The 26,088-nt window shown below is 54.0% G+C and carries 31 protein-coding genes; 5 read left to right on the plus strand and 26 right to left on the minus strand.

The window, feature by feature from the left end:
* Positions 1–71: 71 nt before the first annotated feature.
* From MTP40_RS01825 to MTP40_RS01885, 13 genes are all read right to left on the minus strand, one after another.
* A complete protein-coding gene (locus MTP40_RS01825; RefSeq protein ID WP_249259718.1) occupies positions 72–1,475 on the minus strand; it encodes a site-specific integrase in 1,404 nt (467 codons plus the stop codon).
* A gap of 14 nt (positions 1,476–1,489) precedes the next feature.
* The gene (locus tag MTP40_RS01830) at positions 1,490–1,795 is read right to left on the minus strand and encodes a helix-turn-helix domain-containing protein (RefSeq protein WP_212792280.1); all 306 of its coding nucleotides are present in this window, start codon (positions 1,793–1,795) and stop codon (positions 1,490–1,492) included.
* Between the two features lie 371 nt (positions 1,796–2,166).
* Entirely contained in the window at positions 2,167–3,513 is a 1,347-nt protein-coding gene (locus MTP40_RS01835; RefSeq protein ID WP_005937058.1) for a DNA primase family protein, read from the minus strand.
* Entirely contained in the window at positions 3,476–3,931 is a 456-nt protein-coding gene (locus tag MTP40_RS01840) for a CHC2 zinc finger domain-containing protein (RefSeq protein ID WP_256469152.1), read from the minus strand. The genes MTP40_RS01835 and MTP40_RS01840 overlap by 38 nt, the downstream gene beginning before the upstream one ends.
* A 189-nt stretch (positions 3,932–4,120) precedes the next feature.
* Positions 4,121–5,683 carry a relaxase/mobilization nuclease domain-containing protein gene (locus MTP40_RS01845; RefSeq protein WP_249259720.1) on the minus strand — a complete coding sequence of 521 codons (1,563 nt, stop codon included), beginning with the start codon at positions 5,681–5,683 and terminating at the stop codon, positions 4,121–4,123.
* A complete protein-coding gene (locus MTP40_RS01850; protein WP_249259721.1) occupies positions 5,646–6,092 on the minus strand; it encodes a plasmid mobilization protein in 447 nt (148 codons plus the stop codon). The genes MTP40_RS01845 and MTP40_RS01850 overlap by 38 nt, the downstream gene beginning before the upstream one ends.
* Before the next feature lie 877 nt (positions 6,093–6,969).
* Positions 6,970–7,209 (minus strand): HPr family phosphocarrier protein, encoded by a 240-nt coding sequence (locus MTP40_RS01855; RefSeq protein ID WP_015564590.1) that lies wholly within the window; start codon positions 7,207–7,209, stop codon positions 6,970–6,972.
* A gap of 15 nt (positions 7,210–7,224) precedes the next feature.
* Positions 7,225–8,193, minus strand: a complete 969-nt coding sequence (locus MTP40_RS01860) for a carbohydrate kinase family protein (protein WP_154252497.1) — start codon at positions 8,191–8,193, stop codon at positions 7,225–7,227.
* Positions 8,194–8,202: 9 nt separating this feature from the next.
* The gene (locus tag MTP40_RS01865) at positions 8,203–9,585 is read right to left on the minus strand and encodes an MFS transporter (protein WP_097791229.1); all 1,383 of its coding nucleotides are present in this window, start codon (positions 9,583–9,585) and stop codon (positions 8,203–8,205) included.
* Between the two features lie 33 nt (positions 9,586–9,618).
* Complete coding sequence (locus MTP40_RS01870) at positions 9,619–10,011, minus strand: VOC family protein (protein WP_117476342.1); 393 nt, start codon at positions 10,009–10,011, stop codon at positions 9,619–9,621.
* The gene (locus MTP40_RS01875) at positions 10,008–11,069 is read right to left on the minus strand and encodes an NAD(P)-dependent alcohol dehydrogenase (RefSeq protein WP_005940978.1); all 1,062 of its coding nucleotides are present in this window, start codon (positions 11,067–11,069) and stop codon (positions 10,008–10,010) included. The genes MTP40_RS01870 and MTP40_RS01875 overlap by 4 nt, the downstream gene beginning before the upstream one ends.
* 185 nt (positions 11,070–11,254) lie before the next feature.
* Positions 11,255–12,382, minus strand: coding sequence for an ROK family transcriptional regulator (locus MTP40_RS01880; protein WP_120119684.1), 1,128 nt, complete (start codon positions 12,380–12,382; stop codon positions 11,255–11,257).
* Between the two features lie 208 nt (positions 12,383–12,590).
* A complete protein-coding gene (locus tag MTP40_RS01885) occupies positions 12,591–12,839 on the minus strand; it encodes a DUF6061 family protein (RefSeq protein ID WP_112144091.1) in 249 nt (82 codons plus the stop codon).
* A gap of 670 nt (positions 12,840–13,509) precedes the next feature.
* On the opposite strand from MTP40_RS01885, the gene MTP40_RS01890 reads away from it, so the two are divergent.
* A complete protein-coding gene (locus MTP40_RS01890; RefSeq protein ID WP_249259722.1) occupies positions 13,510–13,707 on the plus strand; it encodes a hypothetical protein in 198 nt (65 codons plus the stop codon).
* Positions 13,708–13,716: 9 nt separating this feature from the next.
* Positions 13,717–14,370: a type II toxin-antitoxin system HicB family antitoxin gene (locus MTP40_RS01895; protein WP_249259723.1), complete on the plus strand. Its 654-nt coding sequence runs from the start codon at positions 13,717–13,719 to the stop codon at positions 14,368–14,370.
* Positions 14,371–14,469: 99 nt separating this feature from the next.
* On the opposite strand, the gene MTP40_RS01900 is transcribed toward MTP40_RS01895, so the two are convergent.
* The 9 genes from MTP40_RS01900 to MTP40_RS01935 all read right to left on the minus strand — a co-directional run bounded on the left by MTP40_RS01900 (position 14,470) and on the right by MTP40_RS01935 (position 18,824).
* Positions 14,470–14,703: a helix-turn-helix domain-containing protein gene (locus MTP40_RS01900; protein ID WP_035393342.1), complete on the minus strand. Its 234-nt coding sequence runs from the start codon at positions 14,701–14,703 to the stop codon at positions 14,470–14,472.
* 1,241 nt (positions 14,704–15,944) lie between these two features.
* A complete protein-coding gene (locus MTP40_RS01905; protein ID WP_005929574.1) occupies positions 15,945–16,289 on the minus strand; it encodes a helix-turn-helix domain-containing protein in 345 nt (114 codons plus the stop codon).
* A 175-nt stretch (positions 16,290–16,464) separates the two neighbouring features.
* Positions 16,465–16,653: a hypothetical protein gene (locus MTP40_RS01910; RefSeq protein WP_005929571.1), complete on the minus strand. Its 189-nt coding sequence runs from the start codon at positions 16,651–16,653 to the stop codon at positions 16,465–16,467.
* Positions 16,650–17,102, minus strand: coding sequence for a hypothetical protein (locus tag MTP40_RS01915; protein WP_005929570.1), 453 nt, complete (start codon positions 17,100–17,102; stop codon positions 16,650–16,652). The genes MTP40_RS01910 and MTP40_RS01915 overlap by 4 nt, the downstream gene beginning before the upstream one ends.
* Positions 17,103–17,254: 152 nt before the next feature.
* Positions 17,255–17,377 carry a hypothetical protein gene (locus MTP40_RS14425; protein WP_256469155.1) on the minus strand — a complete coding sequence of 41 codons (123 nt, stop codon included), beginning with the start codon at positions 17,375–17,377 and terminating at the stop codon, positions 17,255–17,257.
* Between the two features lie 100 nt (positions 17,378–17,477).
* Positions 17,478–17,684, minus strand: a complete 207-nt coding sequence (locus MTP40_RS01920; protein ID WP_005929565.1) for a hypothetical protein — start codon at positions 17,682–17,684, stop codon at positions 17,478–17,480.
* A gap of 58 nt (positions 17,685–17,742) precedes the next feature.
* Positions 17,743–18,351, minus strand: a complete 609-nt coding sequence (locus MTP40_RS01925; protein WP_005929562.1) for a DUF6291 domain-containing protein — start codon at positions 18,349–18,351, stop codon at positions 17,743–17,745.
* An 18-nt stretch (positions 18,352–18,369) separates the two neighbouring features.
* On the minus strand, positions 18,370–18,615 hold the full coding sequence (locus tag MTP40_RS01930) for a helix-turn-helix domain-containing protein (RefSeq protein ID WP_005929560.1): 246 nt from the start codon (positions 18,613–18,615) through the stop codon (positions 18,370–18,372).
* A 2-nt stretch (positions 18,616–18,617) separates the two neighbouring features.
* Positions 18,618–18,824 (minus strand): helix-turn-helix domain-containing protein, encoded by a 207-nt coding sequence (locus MTP40_RS01935; protein ID WP_005929558.1) that lies wholly within the window; start codon positions 18,822–18,824, stop codon positions 18,618–18,620.
* A gap of 135 nt (positions 18,825–18,959) precedes the next feature.
* Here MTP40_RS01935 and MTP40_RS01940 point away from each other — a divergent pair, with 135 nt between their 5' ends.
* From MTP40_RS01940 to MTP40_RS01950, 3 genes are all read left to right on the plus strand, one after another.
* Positions 18,960–19,517 (plus strand): helix-turn-helix domain-containing protein, encoded by a 558-nt coding sequence (locus MTP40_RS01940; RefSeq protein WP_050762765.1) that lies wholly within the window; start codon positions 18,960–18,962, stop codon positions 19,515–19,517.
* An 83-nt stretch (positions 19,518–19,600) separates the two neighbouring features.
* Positions 19,601–20,260 carry an HI0074 family nucleotidyltransferase substrate-binding subunit gene (locus tag MTP40_RS01945; RefSeq protein ID WP_005929550.1) on the plus strand — a complete coding sequence of 220 codons (660 nt, stop codon included), beginning with the start codon at positions 19,601–19,603 and terminating at the stop codon, positions 20,258–20,260.
* 34 nt (positions 20,261–20,294) lie between these two features.
* Entirely contained in the window at positions 20,295–21,722 is a 1,428-nt protein-coding gene (locus tag MTP40_RS01950; protein ID WP_005929548.1) for a site-specific integrase, read from the plus strand.
* 436 nt (positions 21,723–22,158) lie between these two features.
* On the opposite strand, the gene MTP40_RS01955 is transcribed toward MTP40_RS01950, so the two are convergent.
* The 4 genes from MTP40_RS01955 to MTP40_RS01970 form a co-directional block, all read right to left on the minus strand.
* Complete coding sequence (locus tag MTP40_RS01955) at positions 22,159–23,562, minus strand: site-specific integrase (protein ID WP_249259724.1); 1,404 nt, start codon at positions 23,560–23,562, stop codon at positions 22,159–22,161.
* A 14-nt stretch (positions 23,563–23,576) separates the two neighbouring features.
* Positions 23,577–23,882, minus strand: a complete 306-nt coding sequence (locus MTP40_RS01960) for a helix-turn-helix domain-containing protein (protein ID WP_112143827.1) — start codon at positions 23,880–23,882, stop codon at positions 23,577–23,579.
* Positions 23,883–24,252: 370 nt separating this feature from the next.
* Entirely contained in the window at positions 24,253–25,599 is a 1,347-nt protein-coding gene (locus MTP40_RS01965) for a DNA primase family protein (RefSeq protein WP_005937058.1), read from the minus strand.
* Positions 25,562–26,017 (minus strand): CHC2 zinc finger domain-containing protein, encoded by a 456-nt coding sequence (locus tag MTP40_RS01970; RefSeq protein WP_256469160.1) that lies wholly within the window; start codon positions 26,015–26,017, stop codon positions 25,562–25,564. The genes MTP40_RS01965 and MTP40_RS01970 overlap by 38 nt, the downstream gene beginning before the upstream one ends.
* Positions 26,018–26,088: the final 71 nt, after the last annotated feature.

Below are 26,088 nucleotides of genomic sequence, written 5' to 3' on the forward strand. Positions count from 1 at the left end.
GGCGGGAAAGCCGTGTTTTTCCTTGCATTGTCTGCATTCTGTGCATCGTGAGCGTTTTTTCCATACTTTTTTCAGACGAACAGCAGGCGGGTGAACTCACGCCGCTGCTCGGGGTTCATCTGCCGGACAACTTTCAGCATCCCTTCCGGGGTGATCTGGATGCTGTCCGGCAGATTTTCTTTTACCGGCGCAGAGCCGGATTTGGGGGAACCGATGTCCTGTGAATAGAAGTCTGTTTCCAGCTTCTCAGCCAGCTCCAACCGGGGCTTGTCCTGCGTGTGGGCGTAGGTGTCCATCAGGATGCCGGTGGTGGCGTGACCGGTGTTGCCCTGCACGGCTTTGATGTTGCCGCCGGATTCAATCAACTGGTAAGTGGCACTGGAGTGGCGCAGACCGTGGAACACGATCTTCTCAAACTCCGGGTGCTCTGCACGCCAAGTGCGGTACCATTTAGAAAGGGCTTCCGGGGCAACAGGCATACCGTTGGGCAGGCGGAAGAGCTGGCCACAGTTGCGATATCTGCCATCCATGGCAAGCTCGTCCTGACGGAGCTTTTCCAGCCAAGCCAGCAGTTCCTCTTTCAAGGGTCTCGTCAGATAAAGGGTGCGGCTGGATTTCTTGGTTTTCGGCTTCTTCAGCACCAGTGCGGAGCTGCTGCCCTCACGCTGGTCGGGGAAGATGTGGTAGATCTGATTCGGATCGGTCTTTTCCAGTGCAGCCTTTTCGGTGCGCTGTAAGCTCCTGCCGACCGTGATGGTCCCACGTCCATCCGCTGCATCAAAGTCGATGTCTCCCGGCTGCAAGCCAAGGATCTCTCCGACACGCAGCGAGAGAATCATGCTCAGATGAACAGCAAGGTGGAGCGTAGGGTCGGTCATGGTCTGCAACGCAGCAAGCATGGTCTTTTCGTCCCAGATGGCACGTTCTTCCGAGGTCGATTTCGGGGCTTCTCTCGGAATCGGTGACTTGAGGAGCAGACCCCACTCAACGGCATAGGAAAAAGCAGTCTTGAGCATGGCATGGACTTCCCGGATGGAAGCACCCGTCAGAAACTGCCGCTTCTGTTTGTCGGTGAGCGTTTGCTTGACACCCTGCTTATACAGTCCGCGCGGTGTCCGGCTCAAAGTGGCGTAGAACTGTTCGAGGTCATACGTCTGAACCTTCTGAATCTGCTTCTTGCCGAGATAGGGCACGACAAGATTCTGAATCATGGCTACCGTGTGGGTGTAGGTTTTGGGTGCCCACTTGTGCTTGCTGGACTGGATGGGGAGCCACTTGTACAGCATTTCCGCTACCGTCATTGCATCAGGTATGAGGAACGTACCGTCCAAGAGTTCTTTCTCTACCGAGATCTTGCGGTCTTGCGCTTCCTTCTTGGTTTTGAAACTCTCCCAGCCTTCACAGATCCGGCCAGCATGGTCTTTGTATTTGAAACGAACGGAGTAGGAATCTCCGCGCCTGAGAATAGATGCCATAGATGTTCCCTCCCTCAGACCGCTGCAAACCAATCATCGAAGCTCTGCTTGCTTACCCGGATGCTGGTACCAAGGCGGATCACCTTGAAATCTTTCGTGGTGTTGCACAGATTGTACGCAGCACGGTTGGAGATCGCCAAAAGCTGGGCAATCTCCTCCACCCGGTAGACAAGCGGGGCGTGTCGGACGGTTTTTCTGGTCTGGTCAGAAGGTTCTACGGCAGGGGTTTCGGACAATTCCATTGTAGGGAATTTGGGCGCGATTTTCAAGTCCTCACGGGTCAGTTTAGCGGAATTTTTGCGGACATTCGTCATAGGCATGTCTCCTTTGCACTTCTCCAGACCCGGCGCAGTTCCGGTTGAGCTGCACCCTGTGGGCCGGTAAATATGTAAGGGCCTGCCGCTCCTGACCCGAAGCAGCAGCCCAAAAAAGTGCGAGAACTTGAATTTACGCGCCCTACGCGCCCCAAACCACACAAAAGTGCCTTTCTGCGTGAATTTTACAGGGCGCATGGCTGGGATGGACGCGCCCTTTTGGGGCGCATCCGGGTTTCTTTCCCGCCCCGAAGGGCGCGTTGCCGCCCTGCATCCGCCCGGAAAGGGCAGATACGCGCCCGGAGAAAACAGCGATAACAAGTCAAAACCATGGCTTTAGGGCGCGTAGGGCGGGAGTTTTTCACTTTTCGTGTGTTTTATGCCGCAGCAAAGGCGGGGTGGACGCATACGCCCCGGAAGCCGCGGTACTTTCCCTCGATGTGCTTGGAGAAGGTCAGGCCATACTTCCCTGCATTTTTCAGCAGGAACTGGCTGAACTTCTTTTGCGGAACAGGCGATTCCAGATTATCCTCGCACCACTTGGTGTAGGCGCGGTAGAGGTAGGTGGAGCGTTCCTCGGTGTCGGGCTTGAAGCGGACATACGCCGTTGCCTGCATGAACTGGGTCAGGTTGTCGCTGTCCGCCATGGCTGCTTCGAGGTTCTGGATGGAGCGCTCGCTGATGGTGAACTGATAGCGGTTCGCCAGCAGACGGTGCAACCCTTCCAGCATCCACAGCAGGATGCCGGGACGCTCCTCGGACAGCTCTTCGATAAGGAACGGGTTATCCACTCGGGCAGGGTCACGGTCTTTCACCGTGATGAGGATCTGCCTGCGCCAGAAGCCGTCGCTGTCATCGTGAGCAGCCACAAGGTTGCCATTGCCGAAGCAGATGAAACGAACGTACAGCAAGCCTTGCACAGCCTGCTTATTCTTTCGCTCAATGCACAAACGGTCCTCGGCGGTGACGATGGACTTGATGTTCCGTGTTTCGGGCAGCGCCACCATGTTCAGGTCGTCATCGACCATGACCAGCTTGTACTCCAGATTTGCACTGGCAAAGCGGTTCGTCTCGATGCGGAGGATGGATTCGGAGTGAGAGGCTTCCCCGAACAGCTTCTTCAGCAGCAAGCCGATGCGGGATTTTCCCTCGCCGCCCTTGCCGGTCATGACCAGCATCTTCTGCGCCTTGGTAGACGGGATCAGAAGATAGCCGAGATATTCCTGCAAGGTCAGAATGTCCTCCGGGATCAGCAGACCGTCCAGAAATTCCAGCCACTTGGTCGGTGCAGGGGCATCGGGCTGGTATTCCACGGGGAGCCGGTTCAGGCAGAGTTCCTTTTCCGGCACAAAGCCCCGCTCGTCCAGAAAGTAGGTTCCGTTCTGGAGATGGATGCGGTCAAGCTGGGGTTTCCATTCAGGGGTATAGGTTTCGATACGGAGTGCGTCCAGAACCTGCTTCTCCTTCTTGGCAAGGTTGTCGAGCACAAAGTCACGGAGGTCGCTGTGGACTTCGTAGAGCAGTGCGTCCTCGTCCACCTCGCCGTTCTGGTCAAACAGCTTCTGTTTCAGGCACATCATGGGGTGTTTCTCTAAAAGGTACTGGCAGTAAGCGGTTTCACGCACTTTGCCCTTACTGTCTACCCAAGGGCATTCGCATTCTTCCTCTTCTTCCAGTTCGTCCTCATCACGCCAATCGTCGTTCCTCTTTTTCCAGTCGCTCATGCAATCCCTCCCGATACTTCCGTAGCTCGTTTTCGGTCTGCGGGTCCGGGAGCACCGAACAGTCCAGATAATATTCAACGATGTCAAGGTTCTTTATCGCTTCAAGGAAGCAGGGGTGAAGTTCTTCTGTGGGTGACTGCGGTGCATATCGGACCCGCCAACGCTGCAGACAGCGGTAATAGTCCAGCAGCTGCTGCCGGACGGTGGGCGGTCTGCGGGGAGCAAGCCGCACCTTGCCGTCGGCAAGTGCCATGCCGAAGTCCTCCTTCAACTTTTCCACAGCCTTATAGGGAGAAAGTTGAAAAAGTCTGCCGACAAAATCGATCACATCGCCATCTGCCTGACAGGCGAAACAGTGGAAACGGCTGTCCACCTTCATGCTGGGGTGTTTATCCTCGTGGAAGGGACAGCACATCATGCCGTTCCGGTTTACAGCGAAGCCGTATAGCTCCGCTGCCTGCCGGGTCGAGATGGCGTTTTTTACGTCCGAAAAGACAGAGGTGCTACCCTCCGTCCCAATGGGCGGGGTACAGGCGAAAGGACGAAGCCCGGTGAGGGGCGTGGGTGAGGTTGGGTTTATTCACACATCGATCCGTCAGAGTGTTGTTCATTTGACCTCCTGCTGCGGTACGGCATGGCTGCGCTCTTCCTTGCGGAAGAAGGCTTCCACGTTCTGTTGTGCGGTGCGGAGTTCACGCAGTTCGATCTGCGCTTTCTTGTAGCGGGTGTAGAAACCGTTTTTCTCCGAGGAAAGGGTCTGGTATTCGGCATCCAGTTTTTTGAGGTCCGGCAGCGTCCTGAGCCCATTGGCCTTGAAATAGGCGCAAGCTGCCTCGTACACAGCAAACTCTGCACGGTGCTGCTCCTTGAACTTGGCGGGATTCCGCACAGTCTGGAGCTTCTGTGCAAGAGGTTTGTACTGCCGATAGACCACAAGATGCCCGCGCAGCTCCTTGAGGGAGACCATGCGGGCATCCATGTCTTTGACCACCGCCAGTGCATCGTCGTGCTGGGTTTGCAGTTCGGCAATGCGCTGGTTCAGGGCATCTTCGCTGAGCAACTTTTTCTCCTGCAGGAGACACAAGGTTTGCGACCAGCGTTTGAGGTTGAACTTTTTCGCCCAACGCTCATAGCCGATGCCCTTGCCCGCAGCAACGTTCGCCTGAATGTCAACCAGTTTCCTGATCTTATCCGGCTTCTTTTCGCTGCTGGGCTGGATGATGGCGGCAAGCTGGATGTTCTGGGAGAGGGCGGTCAGCACCTGCTCCTTTTCCAGCTTCTTGCTCAGTTTCTTGGCGGTGATGAACTTTGTCCGGCCGGGTGGGCAGTAGCTCAACCGACCTCGGTTCTCTTTCACGGCGATGCCGTGTTCCTGCATGAGCAATGCAGAAAATTCCTCGAAGGTGGTAGTCTTGTTCAGCACAGCGTAGATCTGCTTTCGCAGCTTGTCCAGCTCGGTCTGGTAGACGGTCTGGGTGGGCTGCTGCCCTTCGGCGGCAAGTTTGGCGTTGGCATGGTCGAGGCGGCGTTGTCCGCGCCGCTGCGCCCAATACTCGCGCTCCGAAACATGGTCGCCTTGGGCTTCCAGCAGATTGATCTGGTTCAGATCGGCTTGCTCGCACATCTCCATGACTGCGACACGAAGGTGCCGGAGCATGGCAGAGGTGCAGCGGTGCTTCTTGCCCGCTTCCCAGTCGCACGGCTTGTCCATGAAGGGCTGCCGTTCCACGGTGCGGACGCGCAAGCTGCCGATGACGATGTGGACGTGGATGTTCCCGGCACTGTTGTGACCGTCCGGGTGGGTGCAGACGATGGCGGGATGACCGGGGAAGTTGTCCTTGCAGAACTGCAAGCCAAGGGCTTGTGCCTTCTCCATGGTTAGGCCGTTCTCTACTGCGTCCTTCGGGTCGAAGCTCACAATGTAGTGATGGGTCTTCACGTCCTCCCGCCCGCCGTTCTTGCCGTACTTGCGGTTGGCAATCAGGCAGGCCATAGCAAACGAAGATTCGCCGCACTCAAGGGTGTCGAGCAGGTACGAATCCCGCAGCTTGGGTCTGCCCTTCTCGTCCAGAATGGGCAGACCAGTGTACTCGTTGTGCTGAAAGGTGAGATAGCTTTCGGCGGCGGCATAGTTAGAGTTCTTCGAGCTTAAATGCTTGATGGTTGCCATACAGTTCACCAACCGTTTCTTCGGCTTTCAGCCGAAAGTTCGTGAGTGCGGACAGTTCCTCCAGAATTTGCGCCCGGAGCTGCTCGGTGTCTTTGCCGCCGGAGTTGAAGTGCCGTGCAAGCTGGTTGAGGTTGCTTCCCACCTTGCTGCACTGAGCAGACAAGGCGGCAAGCACCGCCAGTGCATCCTCGCCGCCCTGCGCCACCACAACGGTGTGCTTGACGTTCACGCCGTACAGGACGCGGCGGACGAGTTCGGATTGGGTGAGGTGGAGTTCTTTGCAGGCGTATGCGATCCGCAGTTTTTCTTCTGCGGTCACCCTGACTTTGATGATGTGTGTCTTTCGTTTTCGCGGCGTGTCATTGCGGTTCTTCTTTGCGTGTACGTTCGGACTTTTCATTTCAGCCATATTCGACCTCCTGTGAAAATGATAAATGCCCGCTCCGGGATGGAGAGGGCTATGTAATGCGACACGCCGCATTCGCACCAACGGTGCGAAGCTAGAGCAGGGTTTGGGGCAGGCACGCCCCAACAAGGATGACTGAGTGGACAGCAATTTTTCAAGCATTGAAAATTTGTGGCCACAGGTCGATACTTGCTTTCGCCCTTTCCGTGCAACACTGAAAATTTCAGAAGTCGAACCGCAATGCACGTTGAAAATTTTGCAGAGCAAAACGTGTGAAAAGGCAAAGCCCCTGCTCATGGTCACCGTTCACACCGAACGCAGTTCCTACCCCTGTTTTGCAGCGGCGTTGTCCGGCTCGCCCACAGAAAGTGTGAGGTCATGGCGCAGTATCTCGTTCAGACGGCTTATGTAAGATTCAAGGTACAGTATGAAGAAAGCCGGACGCAGTGCGGACACTACAACCTGCTTCTTTCAAGCACAAGAATAACACTTTTCGGTTGTGCGGTCAACAACCAAAAACAAATTTTGGAAGATTGAACAACTACATAAGATTTTATTTGTGAAGAAGAAAAATACCGCCCACGCAGCGCAGCGATGATTTTGTCGGGTGAAACGGCGGCAAAATAGATCGGGTGTGTTGCGGGGCGGTAAAAATCTTCATGGGGAATAAATCCTCGCCGCTCTGTACTTTTCTACAAAATTGGTGGGATTTGCGATAAAGGGTATCACGGATTGCGGCGAGCGTCAAGATGGTTTTGCAAATTTTATTGCAGTAAAGCAGTGATAGTAGGACTTATACAAATCAAAACACCGCCCGATTCTGGTGAAGGAGAACCAGAATTGAACGGTGCAAATGGAAGAAGGAGAAAAGCGTAGAAAATCAGACGATGCAATCTGGGAGCAGCGCATGGAGCTGTGTCAGCAGTTCTTCGCAGGAATCGGAATAAATCACAAGGGTAAGCGGATTGCTCAGGTCGAGACTGTAAATGCCAAGCAGGGATTTGGCATCAATGGTATATCGCCCGGAGACTAAGTCCATCTCATAGGGATATTTGGACAGCAAATCTACAAAGTCCTTGACCTGATCGACCTGCCGCATTCTGATCTGTAATTTTGTCATAGGGTATCCTTTCTTTTACATCAGTGGGATAGAGGCAATGCAGTTCTGAATTTCCACCATGGAGGGCATTGCAGGGATTGCGCCGCCCTTTGTCGTGGTCAGACTGCCCGCTGCATTGCCGAAGCGGACGATTTCTTCAAGCTCAAATGCAGGGAGGGTACGCAAATCCTCCGCAGCTTTTCTCCGCAGCTGGTAGTGAATTGCGCCCATGAAAGCATCGCCTGCACCCGTCGTGTCCACGGTAGGCACATCATAGGTGGGAAGATGCCCTGCGCCCACAGCGTTCCGGTAATAAGCACCCTTTGCACCCAGCGATACCAGCACAAGAGATGGCCCCATTTCGAGCAGGGCTTGTGAGCCGCGGGCAAGGTCGCTTTCGTTTGTGATAAGCTGCATTTCTTCCTCGGAAACTTTCAGAAGATCCGCCAGCTTGACACCTTCCTGCATCTGGACAACGGCATCTGCCGGGTGCTCCCACAGAAGCGGACGGTAATTGGGGTCAAAGCTGACCAGCTTGCCCTGCTGCCGTGCATACCGCGCAGCTTCCAACGTGGCGGTGCGGCTCGGGTCGGCGGTCAGAGAGACAGAGCCGAAATGGAAGATGGCAGCATCGTCGATCAGATTCCTGTTGACTTCTGCCGAAGTCAGCATCACATCGGCACCGGGGTTCCGGTAAAAGGTAAAGGAGCGGTCTCCCTTGCTGTCAAGCTGTACGAAGGCAAGGGTCGTGGGAATCTTTTCGTCAATCACCAGACCGGACACATCAATGCTGCTTTCCACAAGGGTCTGGCGGAGAAAATCGCCAAATCCGTCTTTGCCGACTTTTCCGATGAATGCTGTTTTGCCGCCCAGACGGGCATTCATGGCAAGGACATTGGCGGGTGCACCGCCGGGATTCCGGGCAAACAATTCGATGCCCTGTGCATTGGTTCCGTTCGGGGTAAAGTCGATCAGGCTTTCTCCCAAAGCTACAACATCAAACATGGTATCACCTCAACCTGTTTTTTTAGCGTTCAGTTCGGACATAATCTGGTTATACGAACGCTTACTGATTCGGTAGAAGAACAGGACAATCGCTGTTATCAGCCACAGCACACCGGGAAGCAGCGAGAATGCATAGTGCATCGCATTCTGCACGGCAGCATTCTGCACCTGATTGGGGGCAAAACTCAATGCACTCAGCACACCAGCCAGCGCAGAGGTGCCAATCGCCATGCCCAGTTTGTTCCCCAGTGAAACGAATGCGTACTGGAAACCATCGTTGCGGACACCGGTTTTCCACTCGCCATACTCCACGCAGTCGGGAACGATGGCGTAGATGGCGGTATTGAATCCGCAGAAGAAGAACTGGGACAGTGCAGCGAATGTATAGAACGGAATGGGAGAAGAAACTGCACTGAAGAAATAGAGCGCAATCAGGGAAACGCCGGTTCCGGCAGCGAAAAGGGAAGCGGTGTGCCCTTTGTTGCCCAGCTTTTCAAACACGAAGGGGAATGCCGCAGCACCCAGAATGGAGGGAACGATCAGGATCATCGAGTAGATGGTAAACAGATTCTCGTTGCCTTCCACATATTTGAAGTAATAGAGCAGGTCGGCATTGCGGCCATACAGCGTTACACCGAACAGGAACTGACCCGCCAGTGCAATCAGGTAGGGCTTGTTCTGAAGCGCTGCATCCAACTGCTTTTTCAGTGAGACTTTTTTCCGCTCCGGGGGCTGGACGACCTCTTTGGTTTTGGCAAAACAGAACCAGTGACAGAGGGTGAAGATACCGCCGTAAAGGACGGTCACCAGAAGATATCCCCGTGCTGCATTATCACCGCCAAAAGCAGAGATCAAAGGCAGGGTGATGATGTTGATGATATTGATGGCGATCATGGCACAGACGGAGCGAGAGGTGTTGATTTTCGCACGCTCCTCGATGTTCTGGGTCAGGGTGCCGCAGAGCGTACCATAAGGGATGTTCACGCAAGTATAGCCCAGAACCAGTACACAGTAAGTAATGTACATATACAGGCTCTTAGCACTGTCTGACCATGTGGGGTGCGCCCAGAATGTCAGCACGAGCACCACAGCAGTTGCCGGCGCGCCGAACAACAGCCATGGACGGTAGCGTCCCCAGCGGGAACGGGTACGGTCGCTCAGCGAACCGATCACGGGGTCATTGATGGCATCCCAGAAGCGGGAGACCAGCATCAGGAGGGACACTGCCGCCATGCTGATGCCGCAGACATCGGTGTAAAAAATCATCAAGAAGTTGCCAACGAACATCCAGCTGAAGTTGCAGCCCACATCGCCCATGCCGTAAGCGATTTTACTGATCAGAGGGACTTTGATGTTCGTATCCTGCTGTTTCGGCTCTGCTGTGTAACTCATACGACGCGCTCCTTTCTCCTCTTGACGCGATGCTTATAATTTCTGGCAGAACTCTATTCTCTCTTTATTCGGGCCTTCGACCATGAAAAAGCGAACACCGTTTTCCCAGAACGGCAGTGACTGGATGCTGGAATGCAGCAGGTGCATCCCTGCCTCTTTTGCCGCAGCAAAGGCGGCTTCGATATCGGTCGTTGCCAGAGCTACATGGTCGATTGCTCCGGCCTTTTCCGCCGCACGATGGTTTTCATAGGTTTCGATCATCAGATCGCCAAGCTGAAGAAACGCAACGCGCTCCCCGGCGGCTTTGTTCACCGTTTCCAGCGCAGAAACAAACCCCAGCTTCTTGTAAAATGCAATGGTCTTGTCGAGATCATTTGTTGGGATGCCAATGTGCGCCACACCGGTCAGAACCTGCGGAAAGCTCATACCTTCGTTTCCTCCGCAATCTTCACCACTGCTTTGACGATGTTGGCCTTGTCCGAAATGCTCTTGTCCATGGCATTCTGGATGTCGTCAAAGTCAAAGATGTTGGTCACAATGCCCTTCAGATTGATTTTGCCGGAAGCAACGGCATCGATCGCCATGGGGTAAATGTGGCGATAACGGAACACGGTCTTGAAGGTCAGTTCCTTGTCCAGTGCAAGGCTCATAGGCAGGGTCATCTCGCCGGATTTGGAGTAACCAACCAGAACGATGTTTGCGCCCTTCTGCGCCATCTCAATGGCCTGACGGGTAGTGATTTCTGTGCCAGCAGTCTCGATAACGAGGTCGCAGCCCAGACCATCGGTCAGGTCGAGAATCGTCTGGACAGCATCCTTTTCGCGGCTGTTGATCACACCGTCTGCACCCAGTTCAAGAGCCTTATCCAGACGCTTCTGCATGATATCTACAACGTAAACACGGGAAACACCCTCGGCTTTCAGCGCCATCATGGAGACCAGACCAATGCAGCCTGCACCCATGACCACCGCAGTCTGACCGGCATGAGCACCGCCCTGATTGGCTGCGTGGAAACCAACAGCCAGAGGCTCGATCAGCGCACCTTCCATGGTGCTTACGTTGTCCGGCAGCTTGAAGCAGAGGTTTGCTTCATGGGCCACATACTCCTGAAAAACACCGTCTACCGGCGGAGTAGCGAAGAACACGACATCCGGGCAGAGGTTGTATTTGCCCTCACGGCAGAACTTGCAGTGACCGCAGGTCTTGCCCGGCTCCAGCGCAACGCGGTCGCCGACTTTCAGATGCTTGACAGCACTGCCAACTTCCACGACTGTGCCGCCCGGCTCGTGGCCCAGCACGAACGGCGGCTTGACTACATAATTGCCGATCGCACCCGTTTCATAGTAGTGCATATCGCTGCCGCAGATGCCAACGTATTCCAGCTTGACCAGAACTTCGTCCTCTTTGGGTGTGGGGATCGGGCGGGTGGTGTAGCCCATCTTGCCGATGCCGTTCATGACTGCAACTTTCATTGTGCCTTTCATAAGATGACCTCCGTTTTTGTTTGTTTATTAACTTTTATAAAGTGTTTATGAATGTGACTACAAATTAACACACCGCACAACCAAAGTCAAGCCCTTTTTCGCGGATTCGGAGAACTGCACAAGGAAAAAGCGGCGGAATTGTGCAAAAAATCGAGGACGGCAGGTGCCGTCCTCGATGGGAAGGTTTATAGGTTCTGAATGAAGGCTTCGATATGGAGCAGAGCGGCTCCCAGCGCAGAGGCTTCCAGCTTATAGCGGCTGAACTTCAGGTAGGAACTGTCCGGCTCAAACGTATTACGCTCGACCAGCATTTCCCGGAGCGGTTCGCCAAACTCTGCCAGAAATCCGCCAACGTAGCCGCCAACAATTACATCACAGTCGAAGGTCATGCGCAGATTATTGACTGCTACAGCAAGGTAAGAAAGGTATTCATTCCATGCCGTTTGCAAAGCTGCATCGCCAGAGCGCAACCCATCAAAGAATAGTGCAAGATTTCCGTCAGTCAGTCGGGAGAGGACTTTTGCAGAGCAATAGGCATCCAGACAGCCCTTTTTTCCGCAGTAGCAGGGGCGGCCATCGGGAACGAGCGTGTTGTGCCCGAACTCTCCGGCACGAAGATGGTCGCCGCCATAGAGCGCTCCACCGGTCAGAATCGCACCACCGACACTGTTGCTCAGAGAAAGGTAGACAAGGCTGCGGGGGGATTCGAGGTCGCGCACTTCAGCAAGTCCGGCAGCGTTCGCGTCATTGATGAACCGGCAGGAGAACGGGATGTAACGGCTGAATTCTTCGGTAGGAACATTCCGCAGACCCAAGGCATGAGAGTAAACCAATGTCTGCCCCTCTTTGTCCAGAATACCGGGCAGCGAAATGCCGACACCCAGAATTTTTTCCACCGGGTAGCCCTCTTTTTCGATCAGCCCCTGCACGATTCCGGCAAGCATTTCCGCATAGGTGTCCGACCGCTCATAAAGACGCTTTTTACGCTCATAGCGGAGAAGGTTACCGGACAGATCGACCAGAACTGCTCCGACATGATTCTGGGTAATCTCCAGTCCGACCGCAAGTCTGGCATCCCGTACAGGAGCGAATGCTCTCGCCTTGCGCCCGCCGGTGGATTCAAAGGTGCCGACCTCCTGCACCAGTCCCATCGCCATCAGTTCTTTGACATTCTGCAATACGGTCGGCCAGCTGTTGTTGACTTTTGCCGCAAGCTCCGGCTGCGAGATTCGGTCGCAGGAAAAAATGCTGCGAATCGTTCGGATGCGGTTGATTTTTTTAACATCGCGGTTATTTGCTCCGCTGCCGGTCATGGGCTCACTCACCTCCAAGAGCAGATTCAACATTTGAAAGAAGATTTATAAAGCTCTTTCTTATTATAGAGAATCTGGAGAGATTCTGCAAGGGAAACATTTACAAAAAAGCGTTAGCCGAAAAGAGCGAGTTGCTTATGGATAAGAAGCGATGCTACCAGCTTATGGCAAACCATAGGTCGGTGGGCACCGTGTTCTTTATAGGGACTTAATCTTCCAGCCTGCCGTGGTCGCATCCCAGCGAGAGATAGTGCTCCATCTCTCCTCCCAGCACAAGCTGTGCGTACTCCAGCGGCCTGTTGCACAGCAGCCAGTCCAGCTCTGCCCGCTGTGCGGGGGTGCTGCCGTACTCGTCCTCCACGGCGATGCAGTCGATGGCAAGAGTGGTGCCATCCTCGAACCGAGCTTCCACCCGGTTGGTGTCCATATTGAAGCGGCAGGAAAGCAGTTTGTTCATGGTGAACCTCATTTCTATATCAAACGGTGTCTGTTCGGATGTCCTAAACCCTGCCATAAAACCGGTGGTTGATTTGTCCATTGGGCTTTGTTTTGCCCGTCTGCACATTTTTGCACACTTTTTGCACACCTGAATAGCTGGATAACGGTTGCAAAGTATTACACTGTATGCAAACAATGCGGTGTGTGCAAAGGCGTGTTTTGCGATGATGCGATAAAAACAATGCTTCTTCGAACTTTTGAAATTTGACGAATGATGCACCTTGGATTCTTTTAATCAGAGGGCCAGGGATTCGAGTTCCCTCGAGCGCACCAAAGAAAAGCCCACGATCGACCGTTGAAAACGCGGTGTGAATCGTGGGCTTTTCTGTTTTACAAGGGGTGCGAAACAGCCAGAATGTGCCTTATTTGTGCCTTACTCTTGAAAAAATGCCTTGCCGTGTGCCTTACACTGTGCCTTGCTTCTGATGCCCGGCGGTGTGGGCGGGGCGGTTCAGGCTACGAGATTTGCGGGCGGTCTGGGTGCGGCCGCTGCATATGCCGGGCGGTGTCTGCCGGGGGTTTTCCCATAGCAGGGACGGGGGCAACGTGGGCCGGTCTGATCGTGTGCGTGGTTGCTGCTACTCCCGGCGGGATCTGCGGTCGGCTTCCAGTGCGGGCCGCTGTTCGGTGTGGCTCTTACTGGGCGTGGGGCTGTGGTCGTGCTGGTGGTGCTCTCCCTGCCTGGTCTGTGGATGATCTCCCCGGCGGAATGTGGATGCAGCGGGCAACGTGGGCGGCGGTCTGGCTGTGTGCTGCTGGGCATGGATGCCGCCGGGGCGGGGCTGCTGCTTGTGCTGCCATGTTGGACGCGGTGCAATGTGAACTGAGGTGATACCATGAAAGCAAGCTATCCTGTGATTCTGACACCCGCCGGGCGTGGGTATGTGGTCTTTGTCCCTAATTTGAACATCAACACAGAGGGCGGCACCCTCGCGGAAGCGCTGGACATGGCCCGGGACGCTATCAGCATTTGGGGCATTACGGAACAGGATGCAGGCCGGACAATCCCGGAAGCGTCCGACACGATGCCCACAGCAGTGGGCGGGCAGATTGTGCGGCGGGTTGAGGTGGACTTTGAAGCGTACCGCCGGGGAGCAACGGCATATCCGGCTTGTTTCTACAAAGAGAATGACGGTTATTCGGTAATCTTCCCGGATTTGAATTACCTTGCAACGCAAGGTGACAACTTCGGGGACGCTATGCAAATGGTTCTGGAATGCCTTGTGGGCTATTTGCGCGCTGCACAGCGGGATGGGGATGCAATCCCCGTGCCGTCTGATCTGCGCATGATCTCCCCGGCGGGGTGCGTTGGCTGCGTGCATCAGAGTGCGGGCCGGGTGCGTGCTGCGGCGCTGCCAGAGCGGGGCGGCTATGTGGGTTTGGGATTCTTCCCAACAAGTTCTTGCAACGCAAGGGGCCGTGTATGTACAGGGCCATTGCTTGCAAGAGCAGCGTATTGTATATACGTCTGCCCTGCTTGCAAGCACTAGGCCCTCTGCAAGAGCACACGACTTTCCGTGAAAGTCTAGTGTGTTACACCTCGCCGCCGGGCGGGGTGTACGTTCTCGGTGTGCTCCCGGGTGTGTCCATCATCCAATTTGTCGGATGCCGTGGGCGGTCTGGCTTTGCTCTGCCGGGGCCGGGTCGCCCTGCTCAAAGTACCGGGCTAGGCTGTCCAGATTCACAAGCCAGCCGCGCCCGGCATTCACATACCGGACTTTGCCGGTCCTGCAAAGCCGCCGGATATAGTGGGGTGACAGTCCGTAAATTTCAGCGGCCTGCTTTACGGTTCCCATGTTCGGGTAGCGGATCGTATTGTTCAAGCAATGCACCTCTTTTTCTGCTGGTCGGTTTGTGTCGTTCTCTGTGTGCCTGCATTAAACCATGGGGCGGGCCATTTTGCAAGAGGGCCGAACGCGGGCGGCGGTGCAGCGGAATGTAGCATTGATGAACGGGAATCCTTACGCCTATTGGGAACAACGTGGAATCTCTTTGCATCTGATGCCATGGGGTGCCGTCCTGTGTCGTGGGGTGCCGTGGCTTGCATCAGGTTTTCCCGGCGGGCTATGGACAGATGGGGCGGCGTTCAGTCGGGCCGAATGTTTGATGAAATTAAATCGTTTTTGTAATGAAAGATTCTTGTGTGTAAAATGTGGAAAGTTTCAGCTTGCAATTGTTCAATATGTCAAATAAAAGTACGCGGAAATATTTTTCTTTGCATAGGTGCATTCAGCAGGCAGGGGGCGGGCTATGCGCGCGCAAATGAAACAGCTTCCGCAAGCCCGAAAAGTTCCATGGAAAAACAACTTGCGAATAGATCAGGGCAAAAGAATGTCACAGGCAAAAGGACAAGGCACACAGCCAGAAAACAGGACGGCGCATACTGTACCCGACATGATTACAAAACACCCGGCGGCAAGCAAGGGACAAAGCGTCATTACATAGTGACAATGCAGAGTATATGCGGCTCTATTCAGCGGACTATACACACCACCCGGCGGAACAGATAAACAGGGGCAGCACATTCCAATTGGGGCGATATGCACAGCGGCGGCGGATGATTGCCACAGCCTGCCCGATCATATCCAGCGGCTAGGGGTCAACGGCTACAATGTGCGCATGAAAACCATTTCCGCAAGTGTTGAAACCCCGCCAGAAAAACAAACTTGCGAATACAGCAGAGCAAGGACGCAGTACAAGCAAAAAAGCAAGGCGGGAAGCGAGAAAACAGGCGGGGCCTATCGCGCAAGAATGATAACAAAACCATGCAGAACCGGACGTTTGAGCGTAGCTATAGTGTAACGATGTGAGCGTATTGTGCTATTTGATATCATTTTGTTGATTTTCTGCTCAGCATGGCGGTTGCACTATGGGATGATCTTCCCCAAGGCGTTAAGGTACTGGGGCGCTCTTTTGAAAACTATGCGGGTCCAGAAGCGCGAAATAATTTTAGACGGCAGGGATTTTTTTCACTTCCGCAAAAAATGGCCGTGAAAAATCTGCCGGGGGTCAAAAAAGCCGCCTGCCCTCTATAGCTCAGAGGGGCGGCGGCTTTAGATGTCAATTACTTGAACAGCGGCCCAAGGTCATAAGGGCTATAATCAGCAAGAACGTTGAAAGCATCAGAAAATCCACAAGTCTGATTTGCATAGTCCCCATGGTATGCCTTCCAAGGGCTAGTTGCTGTAATTAACAGGGAGTTGGGCGAAACATCCAGCCCGGCGGCAATGCGATTCAGGGTATCAAGATGGATTTTCCCGGCGGCGCGTAATGGCTTAATTTCCGCTGGGTCAAAGCCTGTACGCTGTTGCAGTTCGGATAGTGTACAATCCTGCTCACAAAGCTGCTGCAACAGGTTGAACGGGTCAACACGCAAGCGGGAACGCTGGTGGCCTTTTTTCTTTTTCATAGGATTCCTTTCTGGATGTTGTGAAAACCTATGCTTTGCCCTCTCTCCCCGATTGTGGTATACTATTGGGGGAAGATAGACACGCAAGTTATTTTCCTTTGTTCCTACGGATGGGACTTTCAAAGTAGCATGAGAGAAGCGGGGCAGCTTGTACCATGCGAAACGAAAGCCCTTTTTATTTTTGCGGGTGATTCATTCGCCAGTTGTTGGCGGCGCGGGTAATGACCAAACGCCGGAAGAAAATGATGTGTCCAGCGCTTGCATATTCCTTTTCAATCATATCGTAGTATTCTGCTACAGAGTGCCGCGTGTCCTCTTTTTCTCTGCGGCTTGATGCTGTGCCGGTTCCGGCTCCCGTTGTCATGCTTTCTTCTCCTTTTCGGCGTTCTCCATCATCTTTGCAAGTATTGCGTCAACTTCCGGCGGGATTGTGACCTGTCGGCCTTTCTGTGTCCGTGCCGGGGCAAGATGAATGGTGTTCCGGCGTTCCTGATCGTAATAGTCGCATTCTTCCAGAACGACAGACAAACGGTTGGTGATGCTTTCGCAAAGATGCTGACAGGACTTCAACTGCATTTCCAGTGTAACGCAATTTTCATTCAGCCATTCGCCGGACTCAAGTTCGGCAAGGGTCTTTCTGTGGAAAGGGATATTCAAGATAGATTCGGTATACTGAATCCGGCGCATAGCGTATTCCGTTATTTCGCCCTTTTTCATGAAAAGCTGGTAAGTTGCTTCCGCCCAACGCTCGGCGGCTTTCGCTTCCTCGAGAACAGACTTCAAAAAGTCCGCGTCAACTGTACAGCGTGGCATGATTCTTCACCACTCCTTTTCAAAAATGATTGATGGTAAGTTGCTCTTTGTGGTTACAGCGCGGCAAGTTCGGCTTTCAGGCGTTCCAATTCTTCCCGCTGATCTGCAAGAATGGCGGTGCGGATTCGGGTTTCCTGCTCTGTGCTGGGCTTCTAGTCAAACCCACGCACCTTTACTTCCTCAATGCTGTTCTTCTCGAAGATGGTCAAAAGCTGCTCGATCTTCTGGATTGTGGTGTAAAGGTCAGTTGCGTGTAAAAGTGTTTCTTTTGTCATAATGGTTCTTTCCTTTGGTTTTGTTTGTGCATAGACACACAGAATGATATTTTCATCAGGTGATTTATGTGCATCCAGCAGGCCGGGGCAAAATGCACTTTTATGCGGCCTGCCAGAGTTTGACCATGCTGCCGTCTGCGTTCAGCAACACCCGGCGGGCTTCATCGGTATCAAGGCGGCGGCACTCTACCACACAGGACACCCGGCGGACAGCGGCATAGGCTCGGGCGGTGCGCATGGCCTGCTCAAGCAAGGGCGTTTGGCCTAAAGTCTCGCCGGTGAGTGTATAGAGGGTGTAAATAAACATGGGGCATACTCCTTTCTTTTGGCTGTGAGGTCTGGCCGCTTGCTCTATCGGCGGAGAATCAGCCCGGCGGGGGCTGGGCATATTCCGCCGGGGTGGGCTGTTCTTCCGTTGCTCTGTCCTGTCGAAACGCCTTTTTCAATTCGGCGGTCTCTGTGTCCTCTTGTTGTGTCTGCGGCTGGGCGGCTATTTGCTCTGCTGCCTTTTCAATCTTTGGTATCTGCCGCTTTTTCAACTCTTCCGTTCCAGCGTAGCCGATTCTATTTGTGCCGCTAGGCAGGCTTGAAAAGACTGCCGTTTGCGGCTTTTTCTCATTCCGCGCTTGGCGCGTTCTCCTTTCTCCTTTACCTTCTCTTTTATCTTTCTCCTTTTCTTTATCCTCAGATATATTCTTGAGGGAATCGGAACCAGTGGTTATATCATCATCAAAACCAGTGGTTTTTTGTGGTCTGCCGCCTTTTGACCCATCTGCGTACTTTTTGTTATTGGAATCAATCAAAGGCTTTGCAAACTCCCAACATATTGCGGCATTATGGGGCAAGGAAGTTTCTTGACCGGTGAACGCATACTGCGCAAGTGCGTCATAAAATGCAAGCCTTTCACGAGGTTTTAGCTTACTTCCTCCACTCCAAAACGACCGATAGAACAAAAAACTTTTACGTTCTTCCATGTGTTCCCCCTCAATTCATCAGGGGCACACCCGGCGGACGCTGGGAGCTGCGGGGGTCAGCTCCACCGGGGCAGGGTCGCCCTGCTCGAAGTACCGGGCAAGGCTGTCCAGATTTACAAGCCAGCCGCGCCCGGCATTTACGAACCGAATCTTACCGGCTTTGCACAGGCGGCGGATGTAATAGGGCGATAGGCCGTAAAGCTGGGCGGCTTGTTTGACCGGGGCCATGTTGGGCAAACGGGGATAGCTAATGCACTCGCCCATGGTCAATGCTCCTTTCCATCTTCCAACAGGCTTTCCACAGTCACGCCCAAAGCGGAAGCAACACGGCGAACGGAGTTTGCGTTACAACTTTTTCCGCCACGCAATGCCGTTATAGTGGCGCGGGAAACAGTGGCCCTTTGGGACAGGTCTGCAACGCCCACATCCTGCCGGGCCATTTCAGCGATCAGTTTTACACGGTCGATTCTCATACAATCAAGCTTCCTTTCATATTCATTTGCTTCATTTTAACATAAGCGTTTGAATAAATCAAGCCGAAAGATTATTCTTTTGCTTTTTTTCTTGTGAGAACTGTGTTATACTAAAAAAGAAAGGTGGTGCGGCTGGTGTCAATAGGCGATAACATCCGGACTGTGAGAAAACTTCAAGGGCTGACACAAAAAGAACTTGCAAGGCGATTAGGAATTTCCCCGGTTGGTGTTGCACAATGGGAAAACGGCTTAAGAAACCCAAAACACGAAACCATAAAGCGAATTGCAAGTGCTCTAGGGGTAAGTGTGACAGTATTATACGGACTTCCTGCAAAGGAAACAGCAGATCAACAAGAAGCATTGGAAAAGTTTTTGGATGAATCTGTTGATAATCAAGGTAATATCGACCCGAATAGATTTGCAGATGCAAAATACGGTGATCTCGGAAAGCTGGCGAATATGACAGATGAATTATATCTTAGTAGTCTAAAAGGCTGGACGGATTTTGATTTGCTGAATGTAATAGCCGGGAGCTTTAATGCACTAAATCGGGTTGGAAAAATTGAAGCAGTAAAACGCATTGCAGATTTAGAAACCAATCCACGATACTATAAAATACCGCCATATGATTCGGAAAACTCGCAGGATGCCGCCGGGGACACTCCCAAAGATACACCTCCCAAGAACGACTAAAGCCGTCCATCGGGGCTTATGTGCCGCTGTGAGTGCGGATATAGCCCCATAGAGCGCACACAACGATTGTGACAGGTGAGAACATGGAAGAACTTTATAATCAGCTTGCGACACTGGCCCGGCGGTATGGCGCAAAGCGGCTTGTGCTGTTTGGCTCCCGTGCCCGGGGCGACAACCGGCCAAACAGTGACATTGATTTGGCTGTGTACGGGATGCCAGAGGATAACCGGGCGGAGTTCTGGATGCACTGCGAGGAACTGCCCACGCTGCTGAAATTTGATATTGTGCACATTCAGGACGGCATGGAGCCGGTATTTCTTGCGAACATCGAAAGGGATGGTGTTGAACTGATGGACAAGCTGCATGAAAAATACGACCGCTTTACCGCTGCGGTGGCCCGGCTGCGGGAAGCGCTGGACGATTACAAGAAGTTCCCATTGGATTCTGTACGGGATGGAACCATTCAGCGGTTTGAGTTCTGCACGGAACTGGCATGGAAAACCATGCGGGAATACCTGCTTGACCAAGGCTATACCAACATCAACAGCCCGAAAGAGGTTATCAAACAGGCGTTTGCCTTTGGCATGATAGACGATCAAAAGGCATGGGTGGAGCTGCTGAACGACCGCAATTTGACTTCCCACGTTTACGATGAAGCCACAGCGGCGGCTATCTTTGCACGGATAGAGGGCCAGTATCTGCCCCTGTTCGACAGCGTGACCGCCTACATGAAGGACGAATGAAGCCCGGCGGGATAGCAGAAAGCGGGGTGGACGGATGGCAAAGATAACAAAGCGGATGAAGAAAGACGGCACTTGCTCCTACTGCATCCGGGTCTCCAATGGCTACGACCGGCGGGGCCGTCAAGTGATGGTGAACCGGACGTTTACCCCGCCGCCGGGCATGACCGGGAAGAAGCTGGAAAAGGAATTGCAGCGGCAGGCGGATGCCTTTGAACAGGAAGTGCATGCCGGTGTGCTGCTGGATGCGTCCATGAAGGTGGACGACCTGATAGAACGATGGTTCACCGAGTACGCAGAAAAGAAGCTCAAGCCCAAGACGGTTTACAACTACCGGCGTTTGGTGCCGCGTATTTCCGCCGGGCTGGGGCAACTGAAAGTGTGCCAAGTGAAACCGGCGCACCTGATGGCTTTTTACTCGAACCTAGAGGAACAGGGTGTGCGGGAAGATAGTACCTATACCGCAACGCCTGCCCTGCTGGAACGTCTGCCCCATGGCAAGCGGGGCCAGATCGCCAAGGCAGCAGGCATTGGGGACGATACCATGCGGAACGTGTATCGGGGCGCAAACGTAAGCCAGAGCACAGCCGAAAAGGTTGTCCGGGTGGTGGGGCTTCCCCTCTCCAAGGCGTTCACAGAGCACGTCAAGGACGGCGGAAGGCTCAACGGGAATACGGTGCAGCACTATCACCGGATGCTGTCCAGCGTATTCACAAAGGCTGTGCAGTGGGGTCTTGTACCGGAAAACCCTTGCAAGCGGGCAGAAGCACCCAAGGCCGAAGAGATAGACGTGCAGGCGCTGGAAGAAAAGGACGTTGCCCGGCTGCTGGAAGCCTTACAGGATGCACCGGCGCAGTTCAGTGTTATCACACAGCTTGCCTTGTTCACCGGTGCCCGGCGGAGTGAGATTTGCGGGCTGCGCTGGTGTGATGTGGATTTGGACGCGGGTACACTGTCCATTGAGCGGAACGTGCAGTACATCCCGGGCAAGGGCACTGTATTCACCACGCCCAAAACAAAACGCTCCCGGCGGTGCATCAAGATAGGCCCGGAGTGTGTGCAGCTGCTGCGGGAATACCGCCAGCACCAACGGGCGGAACGGCTCAGGATGGGCACGGCATGGGTTCGGCGTGTGGAGATCGCCGGGAAAATGGTGGAGAATGATTTGCTATTCACCAAATGGAACGGTGCACCCATTGACCCCAAGACGGTAACAACGTGGTTCCCGGGCTTCCTCGCTGCCCATGATCTCCCGCCGGTACACTTCCACAGCCTGCGGCACACCAACGCAAGCTTGCTGATAGCCGCCCATGTTCCTGTTACGGCGGTGTCGGGCCGTCTGGGTCACGCCAAGACCAGCACCACAACAGATATCTATGCCGGGTTCATCCGGTCGGCGGACGCTGCTGCATCGGATGCCCTGACAGATGTGTTTACCCGGATTCGGGACGAAAACCACGCATAAAAACAGAGCAGCCCACAGGGGGCGGGGATGATTCCGCCGGGCCTGTGGGCTGCTTTCTCTATGATGGGCTGTGTGTTGTCCTGTTTATCGGATGCAAGGCACACCGGAATGTGCCTTATTTGTGCCTTATCTGTCGCAAACAATTGGAAATGAATACGCACGAACGCGAATAAAAATGACGATGATTCTATATAAAACGGAACAAACACAAACGGTCGTTTCCCAATTGGCTCATTCTTTTAATCAGAGGGCCAGGGATTCGAGTTCCCTCGAGCGCACCAAAATCCCACGAAGAATCGTAAGATTCCTCGTGGGATTTTCCATTTTCTGGGGCTCTGCACACTTTTGCACACTTTTTGCACACCGGCGGGAAAGCCGTGTTTTTCCTTGCATTGTCTGCATTCTGTGCATCGTGAGCGTTTTTTCCATACTTTTTTCAGGCGAACAGCAGGCGGGTGAACTCACGCCGCTGCTCGGGGTTCATCTGTCGGACAACTTTCAGCATCCCTTCCGGGGTAATCTGGATGCCGTCCGGCAGATTTTCTTTTACCGGCGCAGAGCCGGACTTGGGGGAGCCGATGTCCTGTGAATAGAAGTCTGCTTCCAGCTTCTCAGCCAGCTCCAACCGGGGCTTGTCCTGCGTGTGGGCGTAGGTGTCCATCAGGATGCCGGTGGTGGCGTGACCGGTGTTGCCCTGCACAGCCTTGATGTTGCCGCCGGATTCAATCAACTGGTAAGTAGCACTGGAGTGGCGCAGACCGTGGAACACGATCTTCTCAAACTCCGGGTGCTCTGCACGCCAAGTGCGGTACCATTTAGAAAGGGCTTCTGGAGCAACAGGCATACCGTTGGGCAGGCGGAAAAGCTGGCCGCAGTTGCGATACCTACCATCCATGGCAAGCTCGTCCTGCCGGAGCTTTTCCAGCCAAGCCAGCAACTCTTCCTTCAAGGGTTTCGTCAGATAAAGGGTACGGCTGGATTTCTTGGTTTTCGGCTTCTTCAGCACCAGTGCGGAGCTGCTGCCCTCACGCTGGTCGGGGAAGATGTGGTAGATCTGGTTCGGATCGGTCTTTTCCAGTGCAGCCTTTTCGGTGCGCTGTAAGCTCCTGCCGACCGTGATGGTCCCACGTCCATCCGCTGCATCGAAGTCGATGTCTCCCGGCTGCAAGCCGAGGATCTCTCCGACACGCAGCGAGAGGATCATGCTCAGATGAACAGCAAGGTGGAGCGTAGGGTCGGTCATGGTCTGCAACGCAGCAAGCATGGTCTTTTCGTCCCAGATGGCACGTTCTTCCGAGGTCGATTTCGGGGCTTCTCTCGGAATCGGTGACTTGAGGAGCAGACCCCACTCAACGGCATAGGAAAAAGCAGTCTTGAGCATGGCGTGGACTTCCCGGATGGAAGCACCCGTCAGAAACCGCCGCTTCTGCTTGTCGGTGAGCGTTTGCTTGACACCCTGCTTATACAGTCCGCGCGGTGTCCGGCTCAGCGTAGCGTAAAACTGTTCGAGGTCATACGTCTGAACCTTCTGAATCTGCTTCTTGCCGAGATAGGGCACGACAAGATTCTGAATCATGGCTACCGTGTGGGTGTAGGTTTTGGGTGCCCACTTATGCTTGCTGGACTGGATGGGGAGCCACTTGTACAGCATTTCCGCTACCGTCATTGCATCGGGTATGAGGAACGTACCGTCCAAGAGTTCTTTCTCTACCGAGATCTTGCGGTCTTGCGCTTCCTTCTTGGTTTTGAAGCTCTCCCAGCCTTCACAGATCCGGCCAGCATGGTCTTTGTATTTGAAACGAACGGAGTAAGAATCTCCGCGCCTGAGAATAGATGCCATAGATGTTCCCTCCCTCAGACCGCTGCAAACCAATCATCGAAGCTCTGCTTGCTTACCCGGATGCTGGTACCGAGGCGGATCACCTTGAAGTCTTTCGTGGTGTTGCACAGATTGTACGCAGCACGGTTGGAGATCGCCAATAGTTGGGCGATCTCCTCCACCCGGTAAACGAGCGGGGCGTGTCGGACGGTTTTGCTGGTCTGGTCAGAAGGTTCTACGGCAGGGGTTTCGGACAATTTCATTGTAGGGGATTCGGGCGCGATTTTCAAGTCCTCACGGGTCAGTTTAGTGGAATTTTTGCGGACATTCGTCATAGGCATGTCTCCTTTGCACTTCTCCAGACCCGGCGCAGTTCCGGTTGAGCTGCACCCTGTAGGCCGGTAAATATGTAAGGGCCTGCCGCTCCTGACCCGAAGCAGCAGCCCAAAAAAGTGCGAGAACTTGAATTTACGCGCCCTACGCGCCCCAAACCACACAAAAGTACCTTTCTGTGTTGATTTTATGGGGCGCATGGCTGGGATGGACGCGCCCTTTTGGGGCGCATCTTGGTTTTTCTCCCGCCCCGAAGGGCGTGTTGCCGCCCTGCATCCGCCCGAAAGGGCGAACACGCGCCACGAGAAAACAGCGATAACAAGTCAAAACCACTGCTTTGGGGCGCGTGGGGCGGGAGTTTTTTACTTTTCGTGTGTTTTATGCCGCAGCAAAGGCGGGGTGGACGCATACGCCCCGGAAGCCGCGGTACTTTCCCTCGATGTGCTTGGAAAAGGTCAGGCCATACTTCCCTGCATTTTTCAGCAGGAACTGGCTGAACTTCTTTTGCGGAACGGGTGATTCCAGATTATCCTCGCACCACTTGGTGTAGGCGCGGTAGAGATAGGTGGAGCGTTCCTCGGTGTCGGGCTTGAAGCGGACATACGCCGTTGCCTGCATGAACTGGGTCAGGTTGTCGCTGTCCGCCATGGCTGCTTCAAGGTTCTGGATGGAGCGCTCGCTGATGGTAAACTGATAGCGGTTCGCCAGCAGACGGTGTAACCCCTCCAGCATCCACAGCAGGATGCCGGGACGCTCCTCGGACAACTCTTCGATGAGGAAGGGATTATCCACCCGGGCAGGGTCACGGTCTTTCACCGTGATAAGAATCTGTCTGCGCCAGAAGCCGTCGCTGTCATCGTGAGCGGCCACAAGGTTGCCATTGCCGAAGCAGATGAAACGAACGTACAGCAAGCCTTGCACAGCCTGCTTATTCTTCCGCTCGATGCACAAACGGTCCTCGGCGGTGACGATGGACTTGATGTTCCGTGTTTCGGGCAAAGCCACCATGTTCAGATCGTCATCGACCATGACCAGCTTATACTCCAGATTTGCACTGGCAAAGCGGTTCGTTTCGATGCGGAGGATGGATTCGGAGTGAGAGGCTTCCCCGAACAGCTTCTTCAGCAGCAAGCCGATGCGGGATTTTCCCTCGCCGCCCTTGCCGGTCATGACCAGCATTTTCTGCGCCTTGGTAGACGGGATCAGAAGATAGCCGAGATATTCCTGCAAGGTCAGAATGTCCTCCGGGATCAGCAGACCGTCCAGAAATTCCAGCCACTTGGTCGGTGCGGGGGCATCGGGCTGGTATTCCACGGGGAGCCGGTTCAGGCAGAGTTCCTTTTCCGGCACAAATCCCCGCTCGTCCAGAAAGTAAGTCCCATTCTGGAGATGGATGCGGTCAAGCTGGGGTTTCCATTCAGGGGTATAGGTTTCGATACGGAGTGCGTCCAGAACCTGCTTCTCCTTCTTGGCAAGGTTGTCGAGCACAAAGTCACGGAGGTCGCTGTGGACTTCGTAGAGCAGTGCGTCCTCGTCTACCTCGCCGTTCTGGTCGAACAGCTTCTGTTTCAGGCACATCATGGGGTGTTTCTCTAAAAGGTACTGGCAGTAAGCGGTTTCACGCACTTTGCCCTTGCTGTCTACCCAAGGGCATTCGCATTCTTCCTCTTCTTCCAGTTCGTCCTCATCACGCCAATCGTCGTTCCTCTTTTTCCAGTCGCTCATGCAATCCCTCCCAATACTTCCGTAGTTCGTTTTCGGTCTGCGGGTCCGGGAGCACCGAACAGTCCAGATAATATTCAACGATGTCAAGGTTCTTTATCGCTTCAAGAAAGCAGGGGTGAAGTTCTTCTGTGGGTGACTGCGGTGCGTATCGGACCCGCCAACGCTGCAGACAGCGGTAATAGTCCAGCAGCTGCTGCCGGACGGTGGGCGGTCTGCGGGGAGCAAGCCGCACCTTGCCGTCGGCAAGTGCCATGCCGAAGTCCTCCTTCAACTTTTCCACAGCCTTGTAGGGAGAAAGTTGAAAAAGTCTGCCGACAAAATCGATCACATCGCCATCCGCCTGACAGGCGAAACAGTGGAAACGGCTGTCCACCTTCATGCTGGGGTGTTTATCCTCGTGGAAGGGGCAGCACATCATACCGTTCCGGTTTACGGCGAAGCCGTATAGCTCCGCTGCCTGCCGGGTCGAGATGGTGTTCTTTACGTCCG

It is taken from the genome of Faecalibacterium sp. IP-3-29, from assembly GCF_023347335.1.
GTDB lineage: Bacteria > Bacillota > Clostridia > Oscillospirales > Ruminococcaceae > Faecalibacterium > Faecalibacterium duncaniae.

Excerpts from the sequence above, each read along its gene's own strand:
- MTP40_RS01910 (WP_005929571.1), bottom strand. The coding sequence starts at position 16,653 with ATGACAACGGGAGCCGGAACCGGCACAGCATCAAGCCGCAGAGAAAAA.
- MTP40_RS01835 (WP_005937058.1), bottom strand. The coding sequence starts at position 3,513 with ATGAGCGACTGGAAAAAGAGGAACGACGATTGGCGTGATGAGGACGAA.
- MTP40_RS01930 (WP_005929560.1), bottom strand. The coding sequence starts at position 18,615 with ATGGGCGAGTGCATTAGCTATCCCCGTTTGCCCAACATGGCCCCGGTC.
- MTP40_RS01885 (WP_112144091.1), bottom strand. The coding sequence starts at position 12,839 with ATGAACAAACTGCTTTCCTGCCGCTTCAATATGGACACCAACCGGGTG.
- MTP40_RS01830 (WP_212792280.1), bottom strand. The coding sequence starts at position 1,795 with ATGCCTATGACGAATGTCCGCAAAAATTCCGCTAAACTGACCCGTGAG.
- MTP40_RS01935 (WP_005929558.1), bottom strand. The coding sequence starts at position 18,824 with ATGAGAATCGACCGTGTAAAACTGATCGCTGAAATGGCCCGGCAGGAT.
- MTP40_RS01850 (WP_249259721.1), bottom strand. The coding sequence starts at position 6,092 with ATGGCTGAAATGAAAAGTCCGAACGTACACGCAAAGAAGAACCGCAAT.
- MTP40_RS01965 (WP_005937058.1), bottom strand. The coding sequence starts at position 25,599 with ATGAGCGACTGGAAAAAGAGGAACGACGATTGGCGTGATGAGGACGAA.
- MTP40_RS01845 (WP_249259720.1), bottom strand. The coding sequence starts at position 5,683 with ATGGCAACCATCAAGCATTTAAGCTCGAAGAACTCTAACTATGCCGCC.
- MTP40_RS01950 (WP_005929548.1), top strand. The coding sequence starts at position 20,295 with ATGGCAAAGATAACAAAGCGGATGAAGAAAGACGGCACTTGCTCCTAC.
- MTP40_RS01870 (WP_117476342.1), bottom strand. The coding sequence starts at position 10,011 with ATGAGCTTTCCGCAGGTTCTGACCGGTGTGGCGCACATTGGCATCCCA.
- MTP40_RS01855 (WP_015564590.1), bottom strand. The coding sequence starts at position 7,209 with ATGACAAAATTACAGATCAGAATGCGGCAGGTCGATCAGGTCAAGGAC.
- MTP40_RS01875 (WP_005940978.1), bottom strand. The coding sequence starts at position 11,069 with ATGAAAGGCACAATGAAAGTTGCAGTCATGAACGGCATCGGCAAGATG.
- MTP40_RS01960 (WP_112143827.1), bottom strand. The coding sequence starts at position 23,882 with ATGCCTATGACGAATGTCCGCAAAAATTCCACTAAACTGACCCGTGAG.
- MTP40_RS01840 (WP_256469152.1), bottom strand. The coding sequence starts at position 3,931 with ATGATGTGCTGTCCCTTCCACGAGGATAAACACCCCAGCATGAAGGTG.
- MTP40_RS01920 (WP_005929565.1), bottom strand. The coding sequence starts at position 17,684 with ATGTTTATTTACACCCTCTATACACTCACCGGCGAGACTTTAGGCCAA.
- MTP40_RS14425 (WP_256469155.1), bottom strand. The coding sequence starts at position 17,377 with ATGACAAAAGAAACACTTTTACACGCAACTGACCTTTACACCACAATC.
- MTP40_RS01825 (WP_249259718.1), bottom strand. The coding sequence starts at position 1,475 with ATGGCATCTATTCTCAGGCGCGGAGATTCCTACTCCGTTCGTTTCAAA.
- MTP40_RS01970 (WP_256469160.1), bottom strand. The coding sequence starts at position 26,017 with ATGATGTGCTGCCCCTTCCACGAGGATAAACACCCCAGCATGAAGGTG.
- MTP40_RS01905 (WP_005929574.1), bottom strand. The coding sequence starts at position 16,289 with ATGAAAAAGAAAAAAGGCCACCAGCGTTCCCGCTTGCGTGTTGACCCG.
- MTP40_RS01945 (WP_005929550.1), top strand. The coding sequence starts at position 19,601 with ATGGAAGAACTTTATAATCAGCTTGCGACACTGGCCCGGCGGTATGGC.
- MTP40_RS01880 (WP_120119684.1), bottom strand. The coding sequence starts at position 12,382 with ATGACCGGCAGCGGAGCAAATAACCGCGATGTTAAAAAAATCAACCGC.
- MTP40_RS01915 (WP_005929570.1), bottom strand. The coding sequence starts at position 17,102 with ATGCCACGCTGTACAGTTGACGCGGACTTTTTGAAGTCTGTTCTCGAG.
- MTP40_RS01895 (WP_249259723.1), top strand. The coding sequence starts at position 13,717 with ATGAAAGCAAGCTATCCTGTGATTCTGACACCCGCCGGGCGTGGGTAT.
- MTP40_RS01865 (WP_097791229.1), bottom strand. The coding sequence starts at position 9,585 with ATGAGTTACACAGCAGAGCCGAAACAGCAGGATACGAACATCAAAGTC.
- MTP40_RS01955 (WP_249259724.1), bottom strand. The coding sequence starts at position 23,562 with ATGGCATCTATTCTCAGGCGCGGAGATTCTTACTCCGTTCGTTTCAAA.
- MTP40_RS01860 (WP_154252497.1), bottom strand. The coding sequence starts at position 8,193 with ATGTTTGATGTTGTAGCTTTGGGAGAAAGCCTGATCGACTTTACCCCG.
- MTP40_RS01925 (WP_005929562.1), bottom strand. The coding sequence starts at position 18,351 with ATGGAAGAACGTAAAAGTTTTTTGTTCTATCGGTCGTTTTGGAGTGGA.